This window comes from Burkholderia alba, from assembly GCF_034721475.1.
GTDB lineage: Bacteria > Pseudomonadota > Gammaproteobacteria > Burkholderiales > Burkholderiaceae > Burkholderia > Burkholderia alba.
Genome location: NZ_JAWJWL010000014.1, coordinates 141,042 through 160,777, shown reverse-complemented (window position 1 = coordinate 160,777; position 19,736 = coordinate 141,042). Strand labels below are relative to the sequence as shown.

The following is a 19,736-nucleotide window of genomic DNA, read 5'->3' as shown; positions in this document are numbered from 1 at the left end:
ACGCTTCAATCTGGAGCCAGTATAACCAAGGTGAGAAAAACCTGCGCTGCGTGGAGACGGCCTATGTTTTCAGCGGCGATCAGGCAAAATAGAAGGTCGAACGACTTTCATTTTGCTTACCGCCATGCCCCGTGCCGACGCCGTTGCGACAGAATTCGATCTTACTCCGAGCCTATCGAATCAGCTTGACGTGGATCGCGCACGCCGGTTCGGCGGGGTTGCCCGGCTGTACGGCGCGCCGGCGCTCGCGGCGTTCGAGCGGGCGAAGGTGGCGGTGATCGGGATCGGCGGGGTCGGGTCCTGGGCCGCCGAAGCGCTGGCGCGCAGCGCGATCGGTGAACTGACGCTGATCGATCTCGACAATGTGGCGGAAAGCAACACGAACCGGCAGATCCACGCGCTCGACGGCAATTACGGCAAGCCGAAGGTCGACGCGATGGCCGAACGGATCGCGCGGATCGATCCCGGCTGCCGGGTCGTGACGGTGGAGGACTTCGTCGAGCCGGACAATTTCGACCGTCTGCTTGGCGGCGGCTTCGATTTCGTGGTCGACGCGATCGACAGCGTGCGCACCAAGGTCGCGCTGATCGCGTGGTGCGTCGCGCGGCGGCAGCCGCTGATCACGGTCGGCGGCGCGGGTGGCCAGCTCGATCCGACCCGGATCCGGATCGACGATCTCGCGCAGACGATCCAGGACCCACTCTTGTCGAAGGTACGCGCGCAGCTGCGCAAGGAGCACGGCTTCCCGCGCGGACCGAAGTCGAAGTTCCGGGTGGACGCGGTGTATTCGGACGAGCCGCTGATCTATCCGGAAGCGGAGGCGGCGGCATGCGATCTCGATGCCGGCACGGCGCCGGGGGGGGATGTGTCGGGCGCCGCCGCGCCGAGTGGTCCGGCCGGACTCAATTGCGCGGGTTTCGGGTCGAGCGTGTGCGTGACCGCGAGTTTCGGGTTTGCCGCGTCGGCCTATGTCCTGCGGGCGCTCGCCGCTCGCGCGAACGCGTAGCGGCGCTGCCCGGGGTAGCCCGCCGGCGCCCCGGACCAACGCTCCCGATCCGGCGGATCAGTTCAGTTGAGCGCCGCGCTCAACCTGCGCCGCCATGCCGCGACCAGCTCGGGTTGATCGCCCGCCATCTCGAATACCGAAATCATGGTCTTGCGGCCGAGATCGTCGCCATAGGCGCGGTCGCGCAGGACGATCTCCAACAACTGCTCGAGCGCTCCTTGGTACGCGCGGCGCGCGATCAGGCTCTGCGCGAGATCGAAGCGGGCGTCGAGATCGGCGGGGTTGGCCGCGATCTGCGCCTCGAGCGCGTCGGTGGGCGGCAGGTCGGCGCTCGCGGCGAGCGCGTCGAAGCGCGCCTTGATCGCCAGGTAGCGCGGGTCGCCGCTTTGCACCGCCGGCGCAAGCCGGGTGGCCTCGTCGTGCGCGGCATCGACTTCATTCAGCGCGAGCTGCAGTTCGATCAGGTCGAGGCGCGCGTCGTCGTAACCGGGGTTCAGCGCGAGCGCCGCCTTCAGGTGCGCGGCGGCGTCGTCGATCCGCTCGTCGGCGAGCGCGGCCTGCGCCGCGTGCCGCTCGGCTTGCTCGGGCGACGGCAGCAGGCGGTCGATGAATGCGCGCAGCTGGCCCTCGGGCAGCACGCCGACGAACTGGTCGACCGGCTGGCCGTTCGCGAAAGCGATTACGTGCGGAATGCTGCGGGTCTGGAAGTGTGAGGCAAGCTCCTGGTTCTCGTCGACGTTGACCTTGACGAGCCGCCAGCGGCCGTCGTAATCGCGCTCGAGTTTTTCGAGCAGCGGACCGAGCGTCTTGCACGGGCCGCACCAGGGGGCCCAGAAATCGACCAGCACCGGGGTGTCGAGCGATGCGTCGATCACATCGCGTTCGAAGGTGGCGAGCGTGGTATCCATGGCGTTCTCGTGATAAGTGGCGTTCCGGGGGAACGTGCGGGCGTCCGGCCCGATTTCAATGCGGTTTGCGTTCGGGCAGCGGAATCCATTCGGTTTCGCCCGGCACCTGGCCCATCTCCTGGCGGGTCCAGGCGGCCTTGGCTTGCTCGATCGCATCGCGCGAACTGGCGACGAAATTCCATTCGATGAAGCGTTCGCCCGCGAGCTTCGCGCCGCCGAGCAGCATCGCGCGGGCGCCCTGCGTGCTCGCGAGCGCGGCGGCGGCGCCCGGCGTGAGCACCGCCATCTGCGCGACTTCGAGCGGCGTGCCGTCGATGCTCAGGTCGCCGCTGACGAGATACACGGCGCGCTCCTCGTGATCGGCGTCGAGCGTCAGCGTGGTGCCCGCGCCGAATGCCGCGGCCGCGTACAGCGTGCGAGAAAAAGTCGTGACGGGCGACACCGCGCCGAAGGCATCGCCCGCGATCACGGTGAGGGCGACGCCGTCGCGTTCGAGCTTCGGCAGCGTCGCGCCCGGATGGTGCTCGAACGACGGTTCGACGGTTTCGTGCTCGAGCGGCAGCGCGACCCAGGTCTGGATACCGTGGACGGTCTGGCCGCGCAGCCGGACGTCTTCCGGCGTGCGTTCCGAATGCACGATGCCGCGGCCGGCCGTCATCCAGTTGACGTCGCCGGGCACGATCGCCTGTACCGAACCGAGGCTGTCGCGGTGCAGGATCGCGCCGTCGAACAGGTAGGTGACCGTCGCGAGTCCGATGTGCGGGTGCGGCCGGACATCGAGCCCGACGCCGGCGGGCAGGTCGGCGGGGCCCATGTGGTCGAAGAAGATGAACGGGCCGACGAGGCGCGCGGCCATCGCGGGCAGGGTACGGCGCACCTGCAGGTTGCCGATGTCGCGGATGTGGGGTTTCAGAATGGCTTTGATCGAATCGGTCATGACGGATCCTGGCGGGCGGCGGGGATGCGGACCATTGTAATGGTCCCGGGCGAACGTGGCATGCGACGCGCCGGCGGCGGGAGACGGCCAACGCCGGTAAGATGACCGGCTTCTCAGAAAAATTCCCGGAGACGACGATGATGGCCCCGAAGGACCTGTTGCTGGCGCTGGTGGTGATCGTCGCCTGGGGCGTGAACTTCGTCGTGATCAAGGTCGGGCTGCACGGCGTGCCGCCGATGCTGCTCGGCGCGCTGCGCTTCATCCTCGCCGCGGTGCCGGCGGTGTTTTTCGTGCGGCGCCCGCAGATCCCGTGGCGCTGGCTCGTTCTTTACGGCGCGACGATCCTGCTCGGCCAGTTCGTGTTCCTCTTTTCCGCGATGTACGTCGGCATGCCGGCCGGTCTGGCGTCGCTGGTGCTGCAGGCGCAGGCGTTTTTCACGCTGGTGTTCGCGATGGCGTTCCTCGGCGAGCGGCTGCGCGCGCAGAATCTGGCGGGTCTCGCGATCGCCGCGATCGGCCTGGCCGTGATCGCGTCGCAGGGCGGCCGCGCGATGACGCTGGCGGGCTTCCTGCTGACGATCGGCGCGGCGGCGCTGTGGGCGTGCGGCAATATCGTCACGAAGAAGATCGGCAAGGTCGATCTGGTGTCGCTTGTCGTGTGGGCGAGCCTCGTGCCGCCGCTGCCGTTCCTCGTGCTGTCCTATCTGTTCGAGGGGCCGCAGCGGATCGGCGAAGCGCTGGCGTCGCTGTCGGGGCGGTCGGTGTTCGCGATCGTCTATCTCGCGTTCGTCGCGACGCTGCTGGGCTACGGGCTGTGGAGCCGCCTGCTGTCGCGCTATCCGGCGGGGCAGGTCGCGCCGTTCTCGCTGCTGGTGCCGATCGTGGGGCTCGGCTCGTCCGCGCTGCTGCTCGACGAACATCTGAGCAGCGCGCAACTGATCGGCGCCGCGCTCGTGATGGCGGGGCTCGCGGTGAATGTATTCGGCGGGCGTCTCGTGCGGTGCTTCGTCTCGACGTCGTGAGCGCGCGGCGACGGCGGTGTCGGCGGTGACGCCGTGCCCGGTAGGCCGGGGCGGGCGGGGCTACGCGACGACGTCGTCGCCGCGGGCGGGGCGGCAGGCTTCGCGCGGACGCAGCCGGCGACGGGCGAGAGTACCGGTCGGGCGGCGCAGCACGGCGATCGCGCCGGCGCCGATGATTTTCGCCGGTGCCGCGCCGATACGAAAACGCCTCGCGGCATGCGAGGCGTGGCGGGTGCGGGGCGAAGCCTGCGCGCGGTCAGGTCATCCGGCTTCGCGCGAGCGGCGGATTCGCCGCGAAATAGCGCTTGATGCCGCGGAAGATCGCATCGGCCATCTGGTCGCGATACGCGTCGTCGTTGAGCCGGCGCTCCTCGTCGGGATTGCTGATGAACGCGGTCTCGACCAGGATCGACGGAATGTCGGGGGCTTTCAGCACCGCGAAGCCTGCCTGCTCGACGGAGCCCTTGTGCAGTTTGTTGATACCGCCGACTTCCTTCAGCACGTAGTTGCCGTAGCGCATCGAATCGCGGATCTGCGCGGTCGTCGACATGTCGAACAGCGCGCGGTTCACCGCCACGTCCTGGGTCTTGATGTTGATCCCGCCGATCAGGTCCGACGAGTTCTCCTTGTTCGCCATCCAGCGCGCGGCCGCGCTCGTCGCACCGTGATCCGACAGCGCGAACACCGACGAGCCGCGCGCCGACGGCGTCGTGAACGCGTCCGCGTGGATCGACACGAAGAGATCCGCGCCGACGCGCCGCGCCTTCTGCACCCGCACGTTGAGCGGCACGAAGAAGTCCGCGTCGCGGGTCATCATCGCGCGCATGTTCGCCGCGCCGTCGATCTTCGCGCGCAGCTTCTTCGCGATGTCGAGCGCGATGTGCTTTTCGTAGGTGCCGGCGCTGCCGATCGCGCCCGGATCCTCGCCGCCGTGGCCGGGATCGATCGCGACGGTGAGCAAGCGTACCGTGCCGCCCTTGCCGGCCTTCGGCGCGGTGAACGCGTAGGCGTCGTCGCTGTCGTCATCGTCCTTGCGGGCGATCACGGGCGGCGGCTTGACGGCGGGCCGGGCCGGTGCGGGCGGGGTAGCGGGGGTGGCGGCCGGCGGCGCGGGGCGCGCGGGCGACGGCGCATTCTGCGCGAAGTGCTGGAAGAACGCGTCGCTGTTGTCGGCCGAGCCGGCGGGCGGCGTGGCGGTCGGGCCGTTGAGCGCGGCCGACGGCGGCTGCGCCTGCTGCGCGCGCACCGTGTCGTTCAGTTGCTGTTCCTTGCGCTCCGTCTGCGCGATCAGGTCGGACAGCGGATCGGGCGCGACGGCCGGATACAGATCGAACACCAGCCGGTAGCGGTAGGTGCCGACGGGCGGCAGCGTGAACACCTGCGGTTTCACCGACCCTTTCAGGTCGAACACCATCCGAACCACATGCGGCTGGTACTGTCCGACGCGAACCGACTGGATCTGCGGATCGTTCGGCGCGATCTTCGACACCAGGTCGCGCAGCGCCTGGTCGAGATCGAGGCCGGTCAGGTCGACGACGAGCCGGTCCGGACCTTGCAGCAATTGCTGGGTATTCTGCAGCGGCTGATCGGATTCGATCGTCACGCGCGTGTAATCGCGGGCGGGCCAGACGCGCACGCCGAGCACCGACGACGCGTGCGCGACGCGCGGGCCGACGAGCGCGAGCACCAGCGTGGAGGCCCCCGCGCGCAGCACTTGGCGGCGGCGCCAGTTATGGCTCGCGGTGGCCGCCGATTCGATCGAGCGGAACGGTTTGATCAACATCTTTCGAGACATGCTTTTCCTGATGCGCTGTACGCCCGCGCGGCGAGGACGCGGCCGTCGCCGTCCACGTCGAGCGAGAAGACGAGATCCGGGACGCCGAGTACGGCGCCTGCCTGCTGAGGCCATTCGACGAGGCAGATCGCGCTGGAGTTGAAATATTCGCGAAAGCCCGCATCGGCCCATTCGGCCGGATCGCTAAAACGGTACAGATCGAAGTGGTACAGCTCAAGTTCCCCATCCGGGCGTTCGAGCGCATATGGTTCGACGAGGGTGTAGGTCGGGCTTTTCACGCGGCCGGCATGGCCGAGGCCGCGCAGGATCGCCCTGACGAGGGTGGTTTTACCCGCGCCGAGGTCGCCGACGAGCTGGATCTGGAGGCCGTTGAACGCATGCCGCGCGGCGAGTTCCGCGCGTACCGCGTCGATCGCCTGGGCGAAACGCCGGCCGAACGCGTCGGTGGCCGCTTCGTCGGCGAGCGCGATGACGCGTTCGCCGACCGCGGCGGGCAGGATGGACCCTGATGACGTTTGGCTTGGCTTCGCGAGCATTCTCGTAAAATAGCGCGATGAACCGAACTCCGGAACTCGCTGTGACAGACGCGCCGTCGATGAATGGCGGCGGCGCGGCGCCGCATTGTCTTGACGACGCGGCGCTGGCGGCGCTCGCGCTGCGCATCAAGACCTGGGGGCGCGAACTGGGTTTCGGGGCGATCGGCATCAGCGATACCGATCTCTCGGCTGCCGAAGCGGGGCTCGCCGCCTGGCTGGAAGCCGGTTGCCACGGCGAGATGGATTATATGGCGAAACATGGGACGAAACGCGCGCGTCCGGCCGAACTTGTGGCCGGCACGCGACGCGTGATCTCCGCGCGGCTCGCCTATCTGCCGGCCGGCACGCTGGCCGGCGCGCTCGACGCCGATGCCGCGGCGCGGGGAGCCTGGCGGGCGCGCGAGCTGGCGCGCGCCGACGATCCCGAAGCCGCGGTCGTGTCGATCTATGCGCGCGGCCGCGACTATCACAAGGTGTTGCGCGGCCGGCTGCAGACGCTCGCGGAGCGGATCGAAGCGGAAATCGGCAGCTTCGGCTACCGCGTGTTCACCGATTCGGCGCCGGTGCTGGAAGTCGAGTTGGCGCAGAAGGCGGGCACCGGATGGCGCGGCAAGCACACGCTGCTTTTGGAGCGCGACGCGGGCTCGCTGTTCTTCCTGGGCGAGATCTTTGTGGACGTGCCGCTGCCGACCGATGCGCAGGTATCGCCCGGCACCGCGCCCGAGACGCCCGGCGCGCACTGCGGCAGCTGCACGCGCTGCATCGACGCCTGTCCGACCGGCGCGATCGTCGCGCCTTACCGGGTCGACGCGCGCCTGTGCATCTCGTATCTGACGATCGAGCTGAAGGGCAGCATTCCCGAGGCGCTGCGGCCCATGATCGGCAACCGGGTATACGGCTGCGACGATTGCCAGCTGGTATGCCCGTGGAACAAATTCGCGCAGGCGGCGCCCGTCGCCGATTTCGACGTGCGGCACGGCCTCGATCGCGCGTCGCTCGTCGAGCTGTTCGGCTGGAGCGCCGGGCAGTTCGACGAGCGGATGCAGGGCAGCGCGATTCGCCGGATCGGCTACGAGCGCTGGCTGCGCAATCTGGCGGTCGGTCTTGGCAACGCGTTGCGGGCGGCGCCCGGCGGCGTTTCGCCGGCCGCGCGCGCGGCGATGGTCGATGCGCTCGGCGCGCGCGCGGACGATGCGTCGCCGCTGGTTCGCGAGCACGTGGCCTGGGCGCTGCGGGCCGCCTGAAGGCGGCGTAAAGTGGCGGTTCGGCGCGGTCCGGCCGCTTCCTTCTGGAGACAACGATGTTCAACGCCGTAATCGACGCACCGTTCGGCAAGCTCGGAGTCCGCACCGATGCGTCGGTGGTGCGCGAGATTCTCTATCTGCCGGAATCGGTGCGCAGCGTCGCGCCGAACACGACGCTCGCGAAGCGCGCGGTGCGGCAGATCGAGCGCTATTTCGACCGCGCGTCGGCGCGCTTCGACCTGCCGCTGGCGCCGGTCGGTACGGCGTTCCAGCGGCGCGTGTGGAATGCGATCAGCGAGATTCCGCCGGGGCTCGTGTCCACCTACGGCCAGATCGCGAAACAGATCGGCACCGGCCCGCGCGCGGTCGGCCAGGCGTGCGGAGCCAACTATTTTCCGCTGGTGATCCCCTGCCATCGGGTGGTCGCGTCGGGCGGGATCGGCGGTTTCGCGAACGGCGACACCGAAGGCTATTACCTGAGGGTCAAGCGCTGGCTGCTCGCGCACGAAGGCGTCCCGTACCGATGAGCCGTTTCGAACCGTCTTCCCGTGCCGCCGAGACGGGCGCCGAGCTGGACGCGGCGTCCGATTCGCCCGAATCGCTCGCGAGCCGCGCGTCGATCGATGTGTTCTGCGACGCGTTGTGGCTCGAACACGGGCTGTCGCGCAACACGCTCGATGCGTACCGGCGAGATCTGCAGCTGTTTTCGCACTGGCTCGCGGCGATCCATCGCACGAGTCTCGATCATGCGACGGAGTCGATGGTGACGGGCTACATCGCCGCGCGCAGCGACGGCAAGGCGACGTCGTCGAACCGGCGCCTGTCGGTGTTCCGGCGCTATTACGGCTGGGCCGTGCGCGAACACCGCGCGGCGGCCGATCCCACGCTGCGGATCGTGTCGGCGAAGCAGCCCGCGCGGTTTCCGTCGACGTTGTCGGAGGCCCAGGTCGAAGCATTGCTCGGCGCACCCGACATCGAGACGCCGCTCGGCCTGCGCGATCGCACGATGCTCGAACTGATGTATGCGAGCGGGCTCCGGGTGAGCGAACTGGTCACGCTCAAGACCGTCGAGGTCGGGCTCAACGACGGCGTCGTGCGCGTGATGGGGAAGGGCTCGAAAGAGCGGCTCGTGCCGTTCGGCGAAGTCGCGCACGGCTGGATCGAGCGTTATCTGCGCGACGCGCGACCCCCGCTGCTCGGGGCGCGGGCAGCCGACGCGCTGTTCGTGACGGCGCGCGGCGACGGCATGACCCGCCAGCAATTCTGGAACATCATCAAGCGGCATGCGCAGCAAGCGGAGATCCGCGCGCACCTGTCGCCGCATACGCTGCGGCATGCGTTCGCCACCCATCTGCTCAATCACGGCGCGGACCTGCGGGTCGTGCAACTGCTGCTCGGGCACAGCGACATCTCGACTACGCAGATCTATACGCACGTCGCGCGCGAGCGCTTGAAGACGCTGCACGCGGCGCATCATCCGCGCGGCTGAGCGCGCCGTCCCGCCGGGCGCGCACGGGCCGACTCCCTACAGCAACTCGCGCAGCCGGTGCTTGAGCACCTTGCCGGTCGACGCGGNACGTCGCGCGCGAGCGCTTGAAGACGCTGCACGCGGCGCATCATCCGCGCGGCTGAGCGCGCCGTCCCGCCGGGCGCGCACGGGCCGACTCCCTACAGCAACTCGCGCAGCCGGTGCTTGAGCACCTTGCCGGTCGACGCGGCGGGCAGCGCATCCAGCACGCGGATCTGCGCGGGGCGTTTGTACGGCGCGAGCCGGCTCGCGCACCACTGCGCCAGCTCATCGGCCGCGAGCGACGCGCCGGGCATCCGCTCGACGAAGGCGATCACCTCCTCGTTGCCCTCGACCGCGCGGCCGATCACCGCCGATTGCACGATCGCCGGATGTGCGTTCAGCGCCTGCTCGACCTCCGCCGGATAGACGTTGAAGCCCGAACGGATGATGAGCTCCTTGCTGCGGCCGGCGATCGTCAGCGCGCCGTCGTCGTCCAGCCGGCCGAGGTCGCCGGTCCTGAGCCAGCCGTCCGCCGTCACGGCCGCCTCGGTACCTGCCGGATTGCGGTAATAGCCGAGCATCACGTTCGGGCCGCGCACCCAGATCTCGCCCACTTCGCCGCGCGCGACTTCAGTACCGTCGGGTGCCGCGAAGCGTAGCTTGACACCGGGAATCGGGAGACCGACCGAGCAGTCGTCGCGCGGCGCGTCGAGCGCGGTCTGAGTGATGGTCGGGCTGCTTTCGGTCATGCCGTAGCCGTTGTGCAACGCAACGCCGTAGACGCGTTCGACGCGCGCCTTCAGGTCCGCGTCGAGCGGCGAACCGCCCGAGTACGCAAAGCGCAGATGCGGCGCGTGCCACGGATGGCCATGCGTTTGCAGATGCTCGAGCAGCTTCGCGTGCATGGCTGGCACGCCCTGGAAGATCGTCACCCGCTCGTGCGCCAGCGCGCGGCGCACCGCTTCCGGCGAAAAGCGCGGCGCGAGCCGCAGCGTCGCGCCCGCGTACAGGCTGCCGAGACATACCGACGCGAGCCCGTAGACGTGCGAGACCGGCAGCACCGTGTAGGCGACGTCGCTCGGCTCGACCCGGCGCAGCGTGCTCGAGACCGCGGCGATGAACAGCAGATTGCGATGCGACAGCATCACGCCCTTCGGCGTGCCGGTGGTGCCCGTCGTGTAGATCAGCGCCGCGCACTGGCGCGCCGGATCGGCCGTCACGGGCTCGGCGCGTACCGCGGAATCGACCGTATACGACCATGCGCCGATCTCGATCGGCAGTGCGGCAGCCGGCTGCGCGCCGCGCCGGTCGCCATGCGCGCGGGTGTCGGGCGACGACTCCGTCACGAACGCGACCAGCCTCGGCTCCGCGTGCGCGGCGATCGCGTCGAGTTCGGCGGCGGACAGCCGGGCGTTCGACACCAGCGCCCACGCGTCGAGCCGTGCGGCGGCGAACAGCAGCACGATCTGCGCGACGCTGTTTTCCGCGACGATCATCACGCGATCGCCGCCCCGCACGCCGAGCCTTGCCAACTGATCGGCCGTGGCGTCGACCGCCTGGGCGAGCTGCGCGTAGGTGAGCTGCCGCGCATCTTCGATCAGCGCGACGCGATGCGGATTGCGTTCGGCCGCGAGGGCCGGCAGCGCGGCGATTCGCGTCGGCAGCGAGGCAAGCAGCGCGGCGGCGTCGAGGCCGTCATTCGAGGTCATGGCGTCTCCGGGAAAGAGGGTCGGCGAGCGGGCGCCGCAGTGTGTCGAACGATCGTGCCACGCCGGTGGATCGCATGCAATCGACCGTACGGACAATAGTGCATCGCGGCGCATGCAATTAAAATGCGCGGATGAGCAAATCCCGACATGTCTCCGAAACCCCCGCGACGCAGTTCCTGCGCCGTCACGGCGTCGCGTTCGGCGAGCATCCGTACGACTACGTCGACCACGGCGGCACCGCCGAGTCCGCGCGCCAGCTCGGCGTCGACGAGCACGTCGTCGTCAAGACGCTGGTGATGGAAGACGAGCACGCGAAGCCGCTGATCGTACTGATGCATGGCGATCGCACGGTGTCGACCAAGAATCTCGCGCGGCAGATCGGCGCGAAGCGGGTCGAGCCGTGCAAGCCCGAGATCGCGAACCGCCATTCCGGTTATCTGGTCGGCGGTACGTCGCCGTTCGGCACGAAGAAGGCGATGCCGGTGTACGTCGAGGCGAGCATTCTCGCGCTGCCGTCGATCTATCTGAACGGCGGTCGGCGCGGCTATCTCGTCAGTCTCGCGCCCGGGGTGCTGACGGCGCTGCTCGACGCGCGGGCCGTGGCGTGCGCGAGCGTCGACTGAGGGTTCGATCCGCGCTGCGCGGCGCGCCGCTTCGGTAGAATGGGCGCCGCCGCGGCTGCGTCGATCGAGCCGTCCGTCCAACCCTTTCGTTGAAACAAGAGTCCTTCGCATGCAGATTCTGCTCGCGGCCATCGCCGCCTATCTGATCGGATCGGTATCGTTCGCGGTCGTCGTCAGCGCCGCGATGGGGCTGGCCGATCCGCGTTCGTACGGATCGAAGAACCCGGGCGCGACCAACGTGCTGCGCAGCGGCAACAAGACGGCGGCGATCCTCACGCTCGTCGGCGATGCCTTCAAGGGCTGGCTGGCCGTCTGGCTGGTCCGGCATTTCGGTATCGGCGGCGAATTCGGTGTCGCGTGCGCGGCAATTGCCGTGTTCCTCGGCCATCTGTACCCGATCTTCTTCCGCTTCCAGGGCGGCAAGGGCGTCGCGACGGCCGCCGGCGTGCTGCTGGCGATCCATCCGGTGCTGGGACTGGCTACCGCGCTCACCTGGCTCATCGTCGCGTTCTTTTTTCGATACTCGTCGCTGGCGGCACTGGCCGCCGCCGTGTTCGCGCCGGTGTTCGACGTATTCCTGTTCGGGACGCACGACAATCCGAGCGCGTGGGCCGTGCTCGCCATGAGCGTGCTGCTCGTGTGGCGCCATCGCGTGAATATTTCGAAGCTGCTGGCCGGGCAGGAGAGCCGGATCGGCGACAAGAAGAAAGTTCAGACGCCCGAGGCCGGCGAGCGACGATAGGCATCGGAGCGCGGCGGTTCGGCGTTCGCCGCCGACGGAAAGGGGAAGCGGCGGGTGCAACGCCCGGCGCTGGTGCGGCCGCGTTGCCGAAGGCCGCGTGGGCGGGCCCGCGTCAGCCTTGCGTGAGCCGGGCGGGTACCCGCTTTCGGCGAGATCGGTGCCGGAGCGACGCTCACGTTGGCGTGGCGGGCGCCCATGCAGCCCGCGCCGCCGGCGCCGCCCAACCGAACGACTCGAGCCGGAGCGATTCCGCGCGGCGACGACGGCGCGCTCGGCGCTCAGTCCCGGAAATTGTTGAAGTCGAGCGGGGTGTCGGTGACATCCTTGCGCAGCAGCGCGATCACGCTTTGCAGATCGTCCCGCTTCGTGCCGGTGACACGTACCGCGTCGCCCTGGATGCTCGCCTGCACCTTGATCTTGCTGTCCTTCACCAACCGCACGATCTTCTTCGCGAGGTCGCCCGACACGCCTTTCTTGATCGTCACGATCTGCTTGACCTTGTCGCCGCCGATCTTCTCGATCTTGCCGTAGTCGAGGAAGCGCACGTCGACATTGCGCTTCGCCATCTTGTTGATCAGCACGTCCTTGACCTGGCCGAGCTTGAAATCGTCGTCGGCGAACATGGTGAGCTCGCGTTCCTTCTGCTCGACGCGCGCGTCGGACCCCTTGAAATCGAAGCGCGTCGAAATTTCCTTGTTCGACTGCTCGATGGCGTTTTTGACTTCGATCATGTTCGCTTCGGAAACGACGTCGAACGATGGCATGGCATTCTCCCTGAAAACATGCGGCCCGCGCGGACGCGCGCGGGCACTCGCTATAATTGCGGACCGACCGTCATTTTACCGGCGCCCCAACTTTTGCCCAAGGCCGCCGGCTTGACGGCCTTCCGGCACAACTGCGATTTGCGATGTCCCTCCCCGATTTCCCGCTCCGACTGCTCGCCGATTACCCGCTGCGAACCCACAACACGTTCGGCTTCGACGTGACCGCGCGGCTGGCGGCGCGGGTCGACGCGGTCGACCAGTTCGCCGCGCTCGCCCGCGACCCGCGCGTCGCGGGCTTGCCGGTGCTGGTGCTGGGCGGCGGCAGCAACGTCGTGTTCACCGGTCGTTTCGACGGACTCGTGCTGCTGAACGAGACGCGCGGCCGAACCGTCGTGCGGGAGGACGAGCACGCGTGGTACGTGCGGGCGGGCGGCGGCGAGAACTGGCACGCGTTCGTCGCCTGGACGCTCGATCGCCACATCCCCGGCCTGGAAAACCTCGCGCTGATTCCCGGCACCGTCGGAGCCGCGCCGATCCAGAACATCGGTGCGTACGGGCTGGAAATGAAAACCTGCTTCCACTCGCTGCAGGCGGTGGAGCTGGCGACTGGTGAAATCGTCGAATTCGACGCGGCGCAGTGCGCATTCGGCTATCGCGACAGCTTCTTCAAGCGGGATGGACGCGGGCGCTTCGCGATCGTGGCCGTGACGTTCCGTCTGCCGAAAGTGTGGGTGCCACGGCTCGGCTATGCCGATGTCGCCCGCGAGCTGGCGCTGCGCGGGGTCGACGCCGGGGCGGCAACGCCGCGCGACGTATTCGATGCGGTCGTCGCGATCCGGCGGGCGAAGCTGCCCGATCCGCTCGAATTCGGCAACGCGGGCAGCTTCTTCAAGAATCCGGTGATTTCGGCCGAGCGGTTCGCCGTGCTGCGCGAGCGCGAGCCCGATCTCGTTTCGTATCCGCAGGCGGACGGGCAGGTGAAGCTCGCGGCGGGCTGGCTGATCGACCGCTGCGGCTGGAAAGGTCGCACGCTGGGCGCGGCGGCGGTACATGACCGGCAGGCGCTGGTGCTGGTGAATCGAGGTGGCGCGTCGGGGACTGATGTGCTGGCGCTGGCGGACGCGATCCGGCGTGACGTGCTCGGCCGGTTCGGGGTCGAGCTGGAGGTGGAGCCGGTGTGTCTGTGAGCGCCGCGGCGGCCGAGTAAAAAAGCCTCGCGCGTCGGCGAGGCTTTTTTTCGGGGCGTTCGAGCGCCGCGCCGACGGACGGTGTGCGGTCAGTGGTTCAGGCGGCCGAGCAGCAGGAACTCCATCAGCGCCTTCTGCACGTGCAGGCGATTTTCCGCCTCGTCCCAGACGACGCTTTGCGGGCCGTCGATCACGGCGGCCGTCACTTCCTCGCCGCGATGCGCGGGCAGGCAATGCATGAAGAGGGCGTCGGCGTTCGCGTGCCCCATCATTTCCTCGTCGATGCACCAGTCGGCGAAGGCCTTCATCCGGACTTCGTTCTCGGCCTCGAAGCCCATGCTGGTCCACACGTCGGTGGTGACGAGATCGGCGCCCTTGCAGGCTTCGTTCGGATCGGCGAACACCTCGTAGAACGGCGCGCTGTCGGCCTCGACCAGCTTCGCGTCGAGCGCGTAGCCGGGCGGCGTGGACAAGCGCAGCTTGAAGCCGAGGATACGTGCGGCCTGGATCCAGGTGTACAGCATGTTGTTCGCGTCGCCGACCCAGGCGACGGTCTTGCCGCGAATCGGTCCGCGATGCTCGTAGTACGTGAAGATGTCGGCAAGCACCTGGCACGGGTGGTATTCGTTCGTGAGGCCGTTGATCACCGGCACGCGCGACTTTGCCGCGAAGCGCTGGATCACTTCCTGCTCGAATGTGCGGATCATGATGATGTCGACCATCCGCGAGATCACCTGCGCGGAATCCTCGACGGGCTCGCCGCGGCCCAACTGGGTGTCGCGCGTGCTCATGAACACGGCATGACCGCCCAGCTGGAAGATGCCGGCCTCGAACGACAGTCGCGTGCGCGTCGAGCTTTTCTCGAAGATCATCGCGAGCGTGCGGTCGTGCAGCGGGTGGTAGGTCTCGTAGTTCTTGAATTTGCGTTTCAGGATACCCGTGCGTTCGAGCACGTACTCGTAGTCTTCCAGCGAGAAATCCTTGAACTGCAGGTAGTGACGAATGGTTTTGGCGGTCATGAAACGAGATACGGCGGGCACCCGGCGGAAGGCCGGACGGCGCCGCCGTCGAGTGTGGGTAACTCGAGCCAGCATAAAGGATTTTCGCGGCTTTGACGAGCCGTGCCGAAAGCATCGGCTGGAACCGCGCGGACCGCGCGGCGGCACCCGGGCGCCGTTTCGGCGACGTGCCCGATACGACGAATCATGGCGCGGTGCGGTATAATTTCGCGGTTTTCTCAAGCCCGGCGGGCAAGGTTCATGCTCGGTCTGCCGGACACAAGCGGCGCGTCGCACGCATCCGGTGCGTCGTGCCCAGGATCGCGGTCGCGGTCCGTCGCGAGCGGCGCGAGGCCGTTTCTTCCTTGTGTTCCGAGGTGTCCAGGCGAAGGTTCGCCGGCGCACCGCTGGGCCGTCACTTGGGTACCCTCATGGCTGAAACTCCCCCGACCGAATACTTCATTCAGGGCATCACGAAAGATGGGAAAAAGTTTCGGCCGAGCGATTGGTCGGAGCGCTTGGCCGGGGTGATGTCCTGTTTCGGTCCGGGTACCGGCGGGCCGAATGCGCGCCTGCAATATTCGCTCTATGTCCGCCCCACGATGCTGGGCGATACGAAATGCGTGATTCTCGATTCGCGTCTGCGCGATATCGAGCCGATGGCGTTCGATTTCGTGCTGAACTTCGCGAAGGACAACAACCTCGTCGTGACGGAAGCGTGCGAATTGCCGGATTACGGCAAGCAGAAGTAATCTGCCGCGCGGTCAGTTCTCCGGCCGTTTCCCATGCCAAAGCAAAAAGCCCGCACGCAGCGGGCTTTTTGTTGATCGCAGAGGAAACAGGCCGCCCGCCTGAGCGGGCACGCCGGATTTACTGCGCGGCTTGCAGGCCCTTGAGGCCGGCTGCCAGGCGGCTCTTCAGGCGAGCAGCCTTGTTCTTGTGAACGATCTTCTTGTCGGCGATCGTGTCGATCGTCTTCACCGAAACCTTGAAGAGTTCGGCTGCCTTGGCCTGGTCGCCGGCGTCGAGCGCCTTGCGGACAGCCTTGACGGCGGTACGGAATTTCGAGCGCAGTGCCGAGTTGTGCGAGTTTGCCTTCGCAGCCTGGCGGGCGCGCTTGCGTGCTTGTGCGGAGTTAGCCATGACGGTTCCTTATCCTGTCCTGTTTCCAGAGCTTGGAGCCTGACGGCCAAGCGCTGCTTTTCGATCCGACCCCTGAGAGCGATTGCCCAGGAGCGCAAAAAAACGTTGGTTTAACCGAGGCCGGCAACACGCCAACGAAGCCGTTGTGCATATGACAGGCCCAGAAACCGGCGATTATAGCAACGAAATCAAGCGAGTGGCAAGCTCGGCAATCCAACCGGGCCGGCAGCCGGGCTTTTCCATCGGCTCCCGCTTATGAGTGCGCATGGCCCGTATAATACGTGCCCCATGAATCTATTCCGAGCCCTGCTGACGGTCAGCGGCTTCACGCTGCTGTCGCGCGTGACCGGACTGGCCCGCGAGACGCTGATCGCCCGTGCGTTCGGCGCCAGTCAATTCACCGACGCATTCTACGTCGCTTTCCGTATTCCGAACCTGTTGCGCCGCCTGTCCGCCGAGGGCGCGTTCTCGCAGGCGTTCGTACCGATCCTCGCCGAATTCAAGAACCAGAAGGGGCACGATGCGACCAAGGCCCTGGTCGACGCGATGTCCACCGTGCTCGCGTGGGCGCTGGCCGCGCTGTCGGTCGCCGGCATCGCGGGCGCGTCGTGGGTCGTGTTCGCGGTCGCGTCGGGCCTGCGTTCGGACGGTCAGGCGTTCCCGCTGGCCGTCACGATGACGCAGATCATGTTTCCGTACATCGTGTTCATCTCGCTGACGACGCTCGCGTCCGGCGTGCTCAATACTTACAAAAGCTTTTCGCTGCCGGCGTTCGCGCCCGTGCTGCTGAACGTCGCGTTCATCGGGGCGGCGGTGTTCGTCGCGCCGCACCTGAAAGTGCCGGTCTATGCGCTCGCGTGGGCGGTGATCGTCGGCGGCGTGCTGCAGTTCCTGGTGCAACTGCCGGGGCTCAAGAAGATCGACATGGTGCCGCTGATCGGCGTGAACCCGCTGCGCGCGCTCCGCCATCCGGGCGTGAAGCGCGTGCTCGCGAAGATGGTGCCCGCAACGTTCGCGGTGTCGGTCGCGCAACTGAGCCTCATCATCAACACCAACATCGCGTCGCGGCTCGGGCAGGGCGCCGTGTCGTGGATCAACTACGCCGACCGGCTGATGGAGTTCCCGACCGCGCTGCTGGGCGTCGCGCTCGGTACGATCCTGTTGCCGAGCCTGTCGAAAGCGCACGTCGACGCGGATTCGACCGAGTATTCGGCGCTGCTCGACTGGGGGCTGCGGGTCACCTTCCTGCTTGCCGCGCCGAGCGCGCTCGCGCTGCTGTTCTTCGCGGGACCGCTGACCGCGACCCTGTTCAATTACGGCAAGTTCGACGGCCACACGGTGCAGATGGTCGCGCGCGCGCTATCGGCCTACGGCATCGGGCTGGTCGGCATCATCCTGATCAAGATTCTCGCGCCCGGCTTCTACGCGAAGCAGGATATCAAGACGCCCGTGAAGATCGCGATCGGCGTGCTCGTGATCACGCAGTTGTCGAACTACCTGTTCGTGCCGCTGATCGGTCATGCGGGTCTGACGCTCAGTATCGGCGTCGGCGCGTGCGTGAATTCGCTGCTGCTGTTCCTCGGCCTGCGCCGGCGCGGCATCTACCAGCCGTCGTCGGGCTGGCTGCTCTTCCTGCTGCAGCTCGTCGGCGCGTCGCTGGTGCTCGCGGGCACGATGCACTGGTTCGCGATCAGCTTCGACTGGACCGCGATGCGTGCGACGCCCGTGGCCCGTATCGCGTTGATGGGGGCGTGCCTGGTTTTGTTTGCTGCACTATATTTCGGTATGTTGTGGCTGATGGGCTTCAAATACGCGTACTTCAGAAGGCGCGCCAAATGACGACCCCAATGACCCGCGTTCTCGATTATTTCAGCTCGCTCGTCGCGGAAGACGACGGCTTGCCGCTCACCGAGGCGGCGCTGTCGCTCGCGCAGGATGCGTATCCCGATCTCGACCTGCAAGGCGTGCTGGCCGAGCTGGACGCGCTCGTCGTGCGGCTGCGCAAGCGCTTGCCCGACGGCATCGAGATGCGCGACAAGGTCGCCGCGCTCAACGACTTCTTCTTCCGCGAGCTGGGTTTTGCCTGCAATCACAACGATTACTACGATCCCGACAACAGCCACCTGAATATGGTGCTCAAGCGCCGGCGCGGGATCCCGATTTCGCTCGCGGTGCTGTACCTGGAGATGTGCGAGCAGATCGGCCTGCCGGCGCGCGGCGTGTCGTTTCCCGGACACTTCCTGCTGCGCGTGACCCTGCCCGCCGGCGATGTGATGATCGATCCGACCACCGGCCATTCGCTGTCGGAGTCCGAGATGGTCGAGATGCTCGAGCCCTACGTGGCGCGCGCGGACGGCGCGGTGAGCAGCACGCTGCGCGCGCTCCTGCAACCCGCGATCAGCCGCGAGATCGTCGCGCGGATGCTGAACAACCTGAAAGCCGTCTATCTGCAGACGGAACGCTGGCAGCGCCTGCTGGCGGTCCAGCAGCGCCTGGTGATCCTGTTGCCGGGCCAGCTCGACGAGGTGCGCGACCGTGGCTTCGCGTATGCGCGGCTCGACTACCTGCGGCCCGCGCTCGAGGATCTGGAGATGTATCTCGGCGAGCGGCCCGAGGCGGGCGACGCGACGGTCGTCGAGGCACAGGTCGGCGAATTGCGGCAGCGGATGCAGCGCGGCGACGAATGATCCGCCGTCCGGCGCGGCAACGAAAACGCCTGCGGATGCAAGCGCATCGCGCAGGCGTTTTTCATCGTGCCGGCCGGACGCTTACTTCGGCTGCATCCGGATCGCGCCGTCGAGGCGGATCACTTCGCCGTTCAGCATCGGATTTTCGAGGATCTGCCTGACGAGCATCGCGTACTCGGCCGGTTTGCCGAGGCGGGGTGGGAACGGCACCATCGCGCCGAGCGCGTCCTGCACTTCCTGCGGCATGCCGAGCAGCATCGGCGTTTCGAAGATGCCGGGCGCGATCGTCATCACCCGGATCGCGTTGCGCGACAGATCGCGCGCGACCGGCAGCGTCATGCCCGCGACGCCGGCCTTCGATGCCGCGTAGGCGGCTTGGCCGATCTGGCCGTCGAACGCGGCGACCGACGCGGTGCTGACGATCACGCCGCGTTCGCCGGTCGGCGACGGTTCGTTCGCGGCCATCGCGGCGGCCGCGACGCGTGTCATGTTGAACGTGCCGATCAGGTTCACCGTGATGGTCTTCGCGAACAGATCGAGCGAATGGGGGCCGTCCTTGCCGACCGTCTTCGCGGCGGGGGCGATGCCCGCGCAGTTGACGAGCCCGCGCAGCGTGCCGAGCCCCGTCGCGGCGGCGACCGCCGCCTGCGCATCGGCTTCGCGCGACACGTCGCATGTGACGAATGCGCCGCCCAGCTCGCGTGCGAGCGCTTCGCCCGCTTCCTGATTGAGGTCGGCAAGCACGACCTTGCCGCCGGCCTCGGTCAGCATCCGCGCGGTGCCGGCGCCGAGGCCGGACGCGCCGCCTGTAATCAGAAAGACGTTGCCTCGAATCTCCATGCTTGCTCCTTGTTTTATTCGACTGGAATGACGTGGCGACCGCATGCGGCGCGGTCGGAACCGGATCGATTGTACGGGGCGCCGC

20 protein-coding genes are annotated in these 19,736 nt (G+C 67.6%); 11 read left to right on the top strand and 9 right to left on the bottom strand.

Features of this window, described 5'->3' with window-relative positions:
• Positions 1 to 124 precede the first annotated feature (124 nt).
• Entirely contained in the window at positions 125 to 1,006 is an 882-nt protein-coding gene (gene tcdA / locus RZR99_RS17805) for a tRNA cyclic N6-threonylcarbamoyladenosine(37) synthase TcdA (RefSeq protein ID WP_323121075.1), read from the top strand.
• Positions 1,007 to 1,068: 62 nt separating this feature from the next.
• Here tcdA and trxA read toward each other — a convergent pair whose 3' ends face one another.
• Together trxA and RZR99_RS17795 are read right to left on the bottom strand one after the other, a co-directional pair.
• Entirely contained in the window at positions 1,069 to 1,914 is an 846-nt protein-coding gene (gene trxA, locus RZR99_RS17800; protein WP_323121074.1) for a thioredoxin, read from the bottom strand.
• Positions 1,915 to 1,969: 55 nt separating this feature from the next.
• The gene (locus RZR99_RS17795) at positions 1,970 to 2,851 is read right to left on the bottom strand and encodes a pirin family protein (protein WP_323121073.1); all 882 of its coding nucleotides are present in this window, start codon (positions 2,849 to 2,851) and stop codon (positions 1,970 to 1,972) included.
• A gap of 140 nt (positions 2,852 to 2,991) precedes the next feature.
• Here RZR99_RS17795 and RZR99_RS17790 point away from each other — a divergent pair, with 140 nt between their 5' ends.
• A complete protein-coding gene (locus tag RZR99_RS17790; protein ID WP_323121117.1) occupies positions 2,992 to 3,873 on the top strand; it encodes an EamA family transporter in 882 nt (293 codons plus the stop codon).
• A gap of 256 nt (positions 3,874 to 4,129) precedes the next feature.
• On the opposite strand, the gene RZR99_RS17785 is transcribed toward RZR99_RS17790, so the two are convergent.
• Positions 4,130 to 5,668 carry an N-acetylmuramoyl-L-alanine amidase gene (locus RZR99_RS17785; protein ID WP_323121072.1) on the bottom strand — a complete coding sequence of 513 codons (1,539 nt, stop codon included), beginning with the start codon at positions 5,666 to 5,668 and terminating at the stop codon, positions 4,130 to 4,132.
• A complete protein-coding gene (gene tsaE / locus RZR99_RS17780) occupies positions 5,650 to 6,204 on the bottom strand; it encodes a tRNA (adenosine(37)-N6)-threonylcarbamoyltransferase complex ATPase subunit type 1 TsaE (protein WP_323121071.1) in 555 nt (184 codons plus the stop codon). The genes RZR99_RS17785 and tsaE overlap by 19 nt, the downstream gene beginning before the upstream one ends.
• Before the next feature lie 17 nt (positions 6,205 to 6,221).
• Between tsaE and queG the strand changes: the two genes are divergently transcribed.
• Genes queG through xerD form a run of 3 tightly spaced genes read left to right on the top strand, consistent with a single transcriptional unit; the run spans position 6,222 to position 8,937 of the window.
• Positions 6,222 to 7,448 carry a tRNA epoxyqueuosine(34) reductase QueG gene (gene queG / locus RZR99_RS17775; protein WP_323121070.1) on the top strand — a complete coding sequence of 409 codons (1,227 nt, stop codon included), beginning with the start codon at positions 6,222 to 6,224 and terminating at the stop codon, positions 7,446 to 7,448.
• A 56-nt stretch (positions 7,449 to 7,504) separates the two neighbouring features.
• A complete protein-coding gene (locus RZR99_RS17770; protein ID WP_323121069.1) occupies positions 7,505 to 7,975 on the top strand; it encodes a methylated-DNA--[protein]-cysteine S-methyltransferase in 471 nt (156 codons plus the stop codon).
• The gene (gene xerD, locus RZR99_RS17765; protein ID WP_323121068.1) at positions 7,972 to 8,937 is read left to right on the top strand and encodes a site-specific tyrosine recombinase XerD; all 966 of its coding nucleotides are present in this window, start codon (positions 7,972 to 7,974) and stop codon (positions 8,935 to 8,937) included. The genes RZR99_RS17770 and xerD overlap by 4 nt, the downstream gene beginning before the upstream one ends.
• A gap of 179 nt (positions 8,938 to 9,116) precedes the next feature.
• On the opposite strand, the gene RZR99_RS17760 is transcribed toward xerD, so the two are convergent.
• A complete protein-coding gene (locus RZR99_RS17760) occupies positions 9,117 to 10,667 on the bottom strand; it encodes a class I adenylate-forming enzyme family protein (RefSeq protein WP_323121067.1) in 1,551 nt (516 codons plus the stop codon).
• A gap of 131 nt (positions 10,668 to 10,798) precedes the next feature.
• On the opposite strand from RZR99_RS17760, the gene ybaK reads away from it, so the two are divergent.
• Positions 10,799 to 11,290 carry a Cys-tRNA(Pro) deacylase gene (gene ybaK / locus RZR99_RS17755; protein WP_323121066.1) on the top strand — a complete coding sequence of 164 codons (492 nt, stop codon included), beginning with the start codon at positions 10,799 to 10,801 and terminating at the stop codon, positions 11,288 to 11,290.
• A 109-nt stretch (positions 11,291 to 11,399) separates the two neighbouring features.
• On the top strand, positions 11,400 to 12,032 hold the full coding sequence (gene plsY, locus RZR99_RS17750; protein WP_323121065.1) for a glycerol-3-phosphate 1-O-acyltransferase PlsY: 633 nt from the start codon (positions 11,400 to 11,402) through the stop codon (positions 12,030 to 12,032).
• A 278-nt stretch (positions 12,033 to 12,310) separates the two neighbouring features.
• Here plsY and RZR99_RS17745 read toward each other — a convergent pair whose 3' ends face one another.
• Positions 12,311 to 12,796 (bottom strand): YajQ family cyclic di-GMP-binding protein, encoded by a 486-nt coding sequence (locus tag RZR99_RS17745; RefSeq protein WP_323121064.1) that lies wholly within the window; start codon positions 12,794 to 12,796, stop codon positions 12,311 to 12,313.
• A gap of 143 nt (positions 12,797 to 12,939) precedes the next feature.
• Here RZR99_RS17745 and murB point away from each other — a divergent pair, with 143 nt between their 5' ends.
• Complete coding sequence (gene murB, locus RZR99_RS17740; protein ID WP_323121063.1) at positions 12,940 to 13,983, top strand: UDP-N-acetylmuramate dehydrogenase; 1,044 nt, start codon at positions 12,940 to 12,942, stop codon at positions 13,981 to 13,983.
• Positions 13,984 to 14,072: 89 nt separating this feature from the next.
• On the opposite strand, the gene argF is transcribed toward murB, so the two are convergent.
• Positions 14,073 to 15,002: an ornithine carbamoyltransferase gene (gene argF / locus RZR99_RS17735; protein WP_323121062.1), complete on the bottom strand. Its 930-nt coding sequence runs from the start codon at positions 15,000 to 15,002 to the stop codon at positions 14,073 to 14,075.
• Positions 15,003 to 15,412: 410 nt separating this feature from the next.
• Between argF and RZR99_RS17730 the strand changes: the two genes are divergently transcribed.
• Entirely contained in the window at positions 15,413 to 15,733 is a 321-nt protein-coding gene (locus RZR99_RS17730) for a DUF3579 domain-containing protein (protein ID WP_323121116.1), read from the top strand.
• Positions 15,734 to 15,851: 118 nt separating this feature from the next.
• Here RZR99_RS17730 and rpsT read toward each other — a convergent pair whose 3' ends face one another.
• A complete protein-coding gene (gene rpsT, locus RZR99_RS17725; RefSeq protein ID WP_323121061.1) occupies positions 15,852 to 16,124 on the bottom strand; it encodes a 30S ribosomal protein S20 in 273 nt (90 codons plus the stop codon).
• Positions 16,125 to 16,379: 255 nt separating this feature from the next.
• On the opposite strand from rpsT, the gene murJ reads away from it, so the two are divergent.
• A complete protein-coding gene (murJ, locus tag RZR99_RS17720; protein WP_407655466.1) occupies positions 16,380 to 17,963 on the top strand; it encodes a murein biosynthesis integral membrane protein MurJ in 1,584 nt (527 codons plus the stop codon).
• 8 nt (positions 17,964 to 17,971) lie between these two features.
• Positions 17,972 to 18,811: a SirB1 family protein gene (locus RZR99_RS17715; RefSeq protein ID WP_323121115.1), complete on the top strand. Its 840-nt coding sequence runs from the start codon at positions 17,972 to 17,974 to the stop codon at positions 18,809 to 18,811.
• Between the two features lie 81 nt (positions 18,812 to 18,892).
• On the opposite strand, the gene RZR99_RS17710 is transcribed toward RZR99_RS17715, so the two are convergent.
• The gene (locus RZR99_RS17710; protein WP_323121059.1) at positions 18,893 to 19,651 is read right to left on the bottom strand and encodes an SDR family NAD(P)-dependent oxidoreductase; all 759 of its coding nucleotides are present in this window, start codon (positions 19,649 to 19,651) and stop codon (positions 18,893 to 18,895) included.
• Positions 19,652 to 19,736 lie beyond the last annotated feature (85 nt).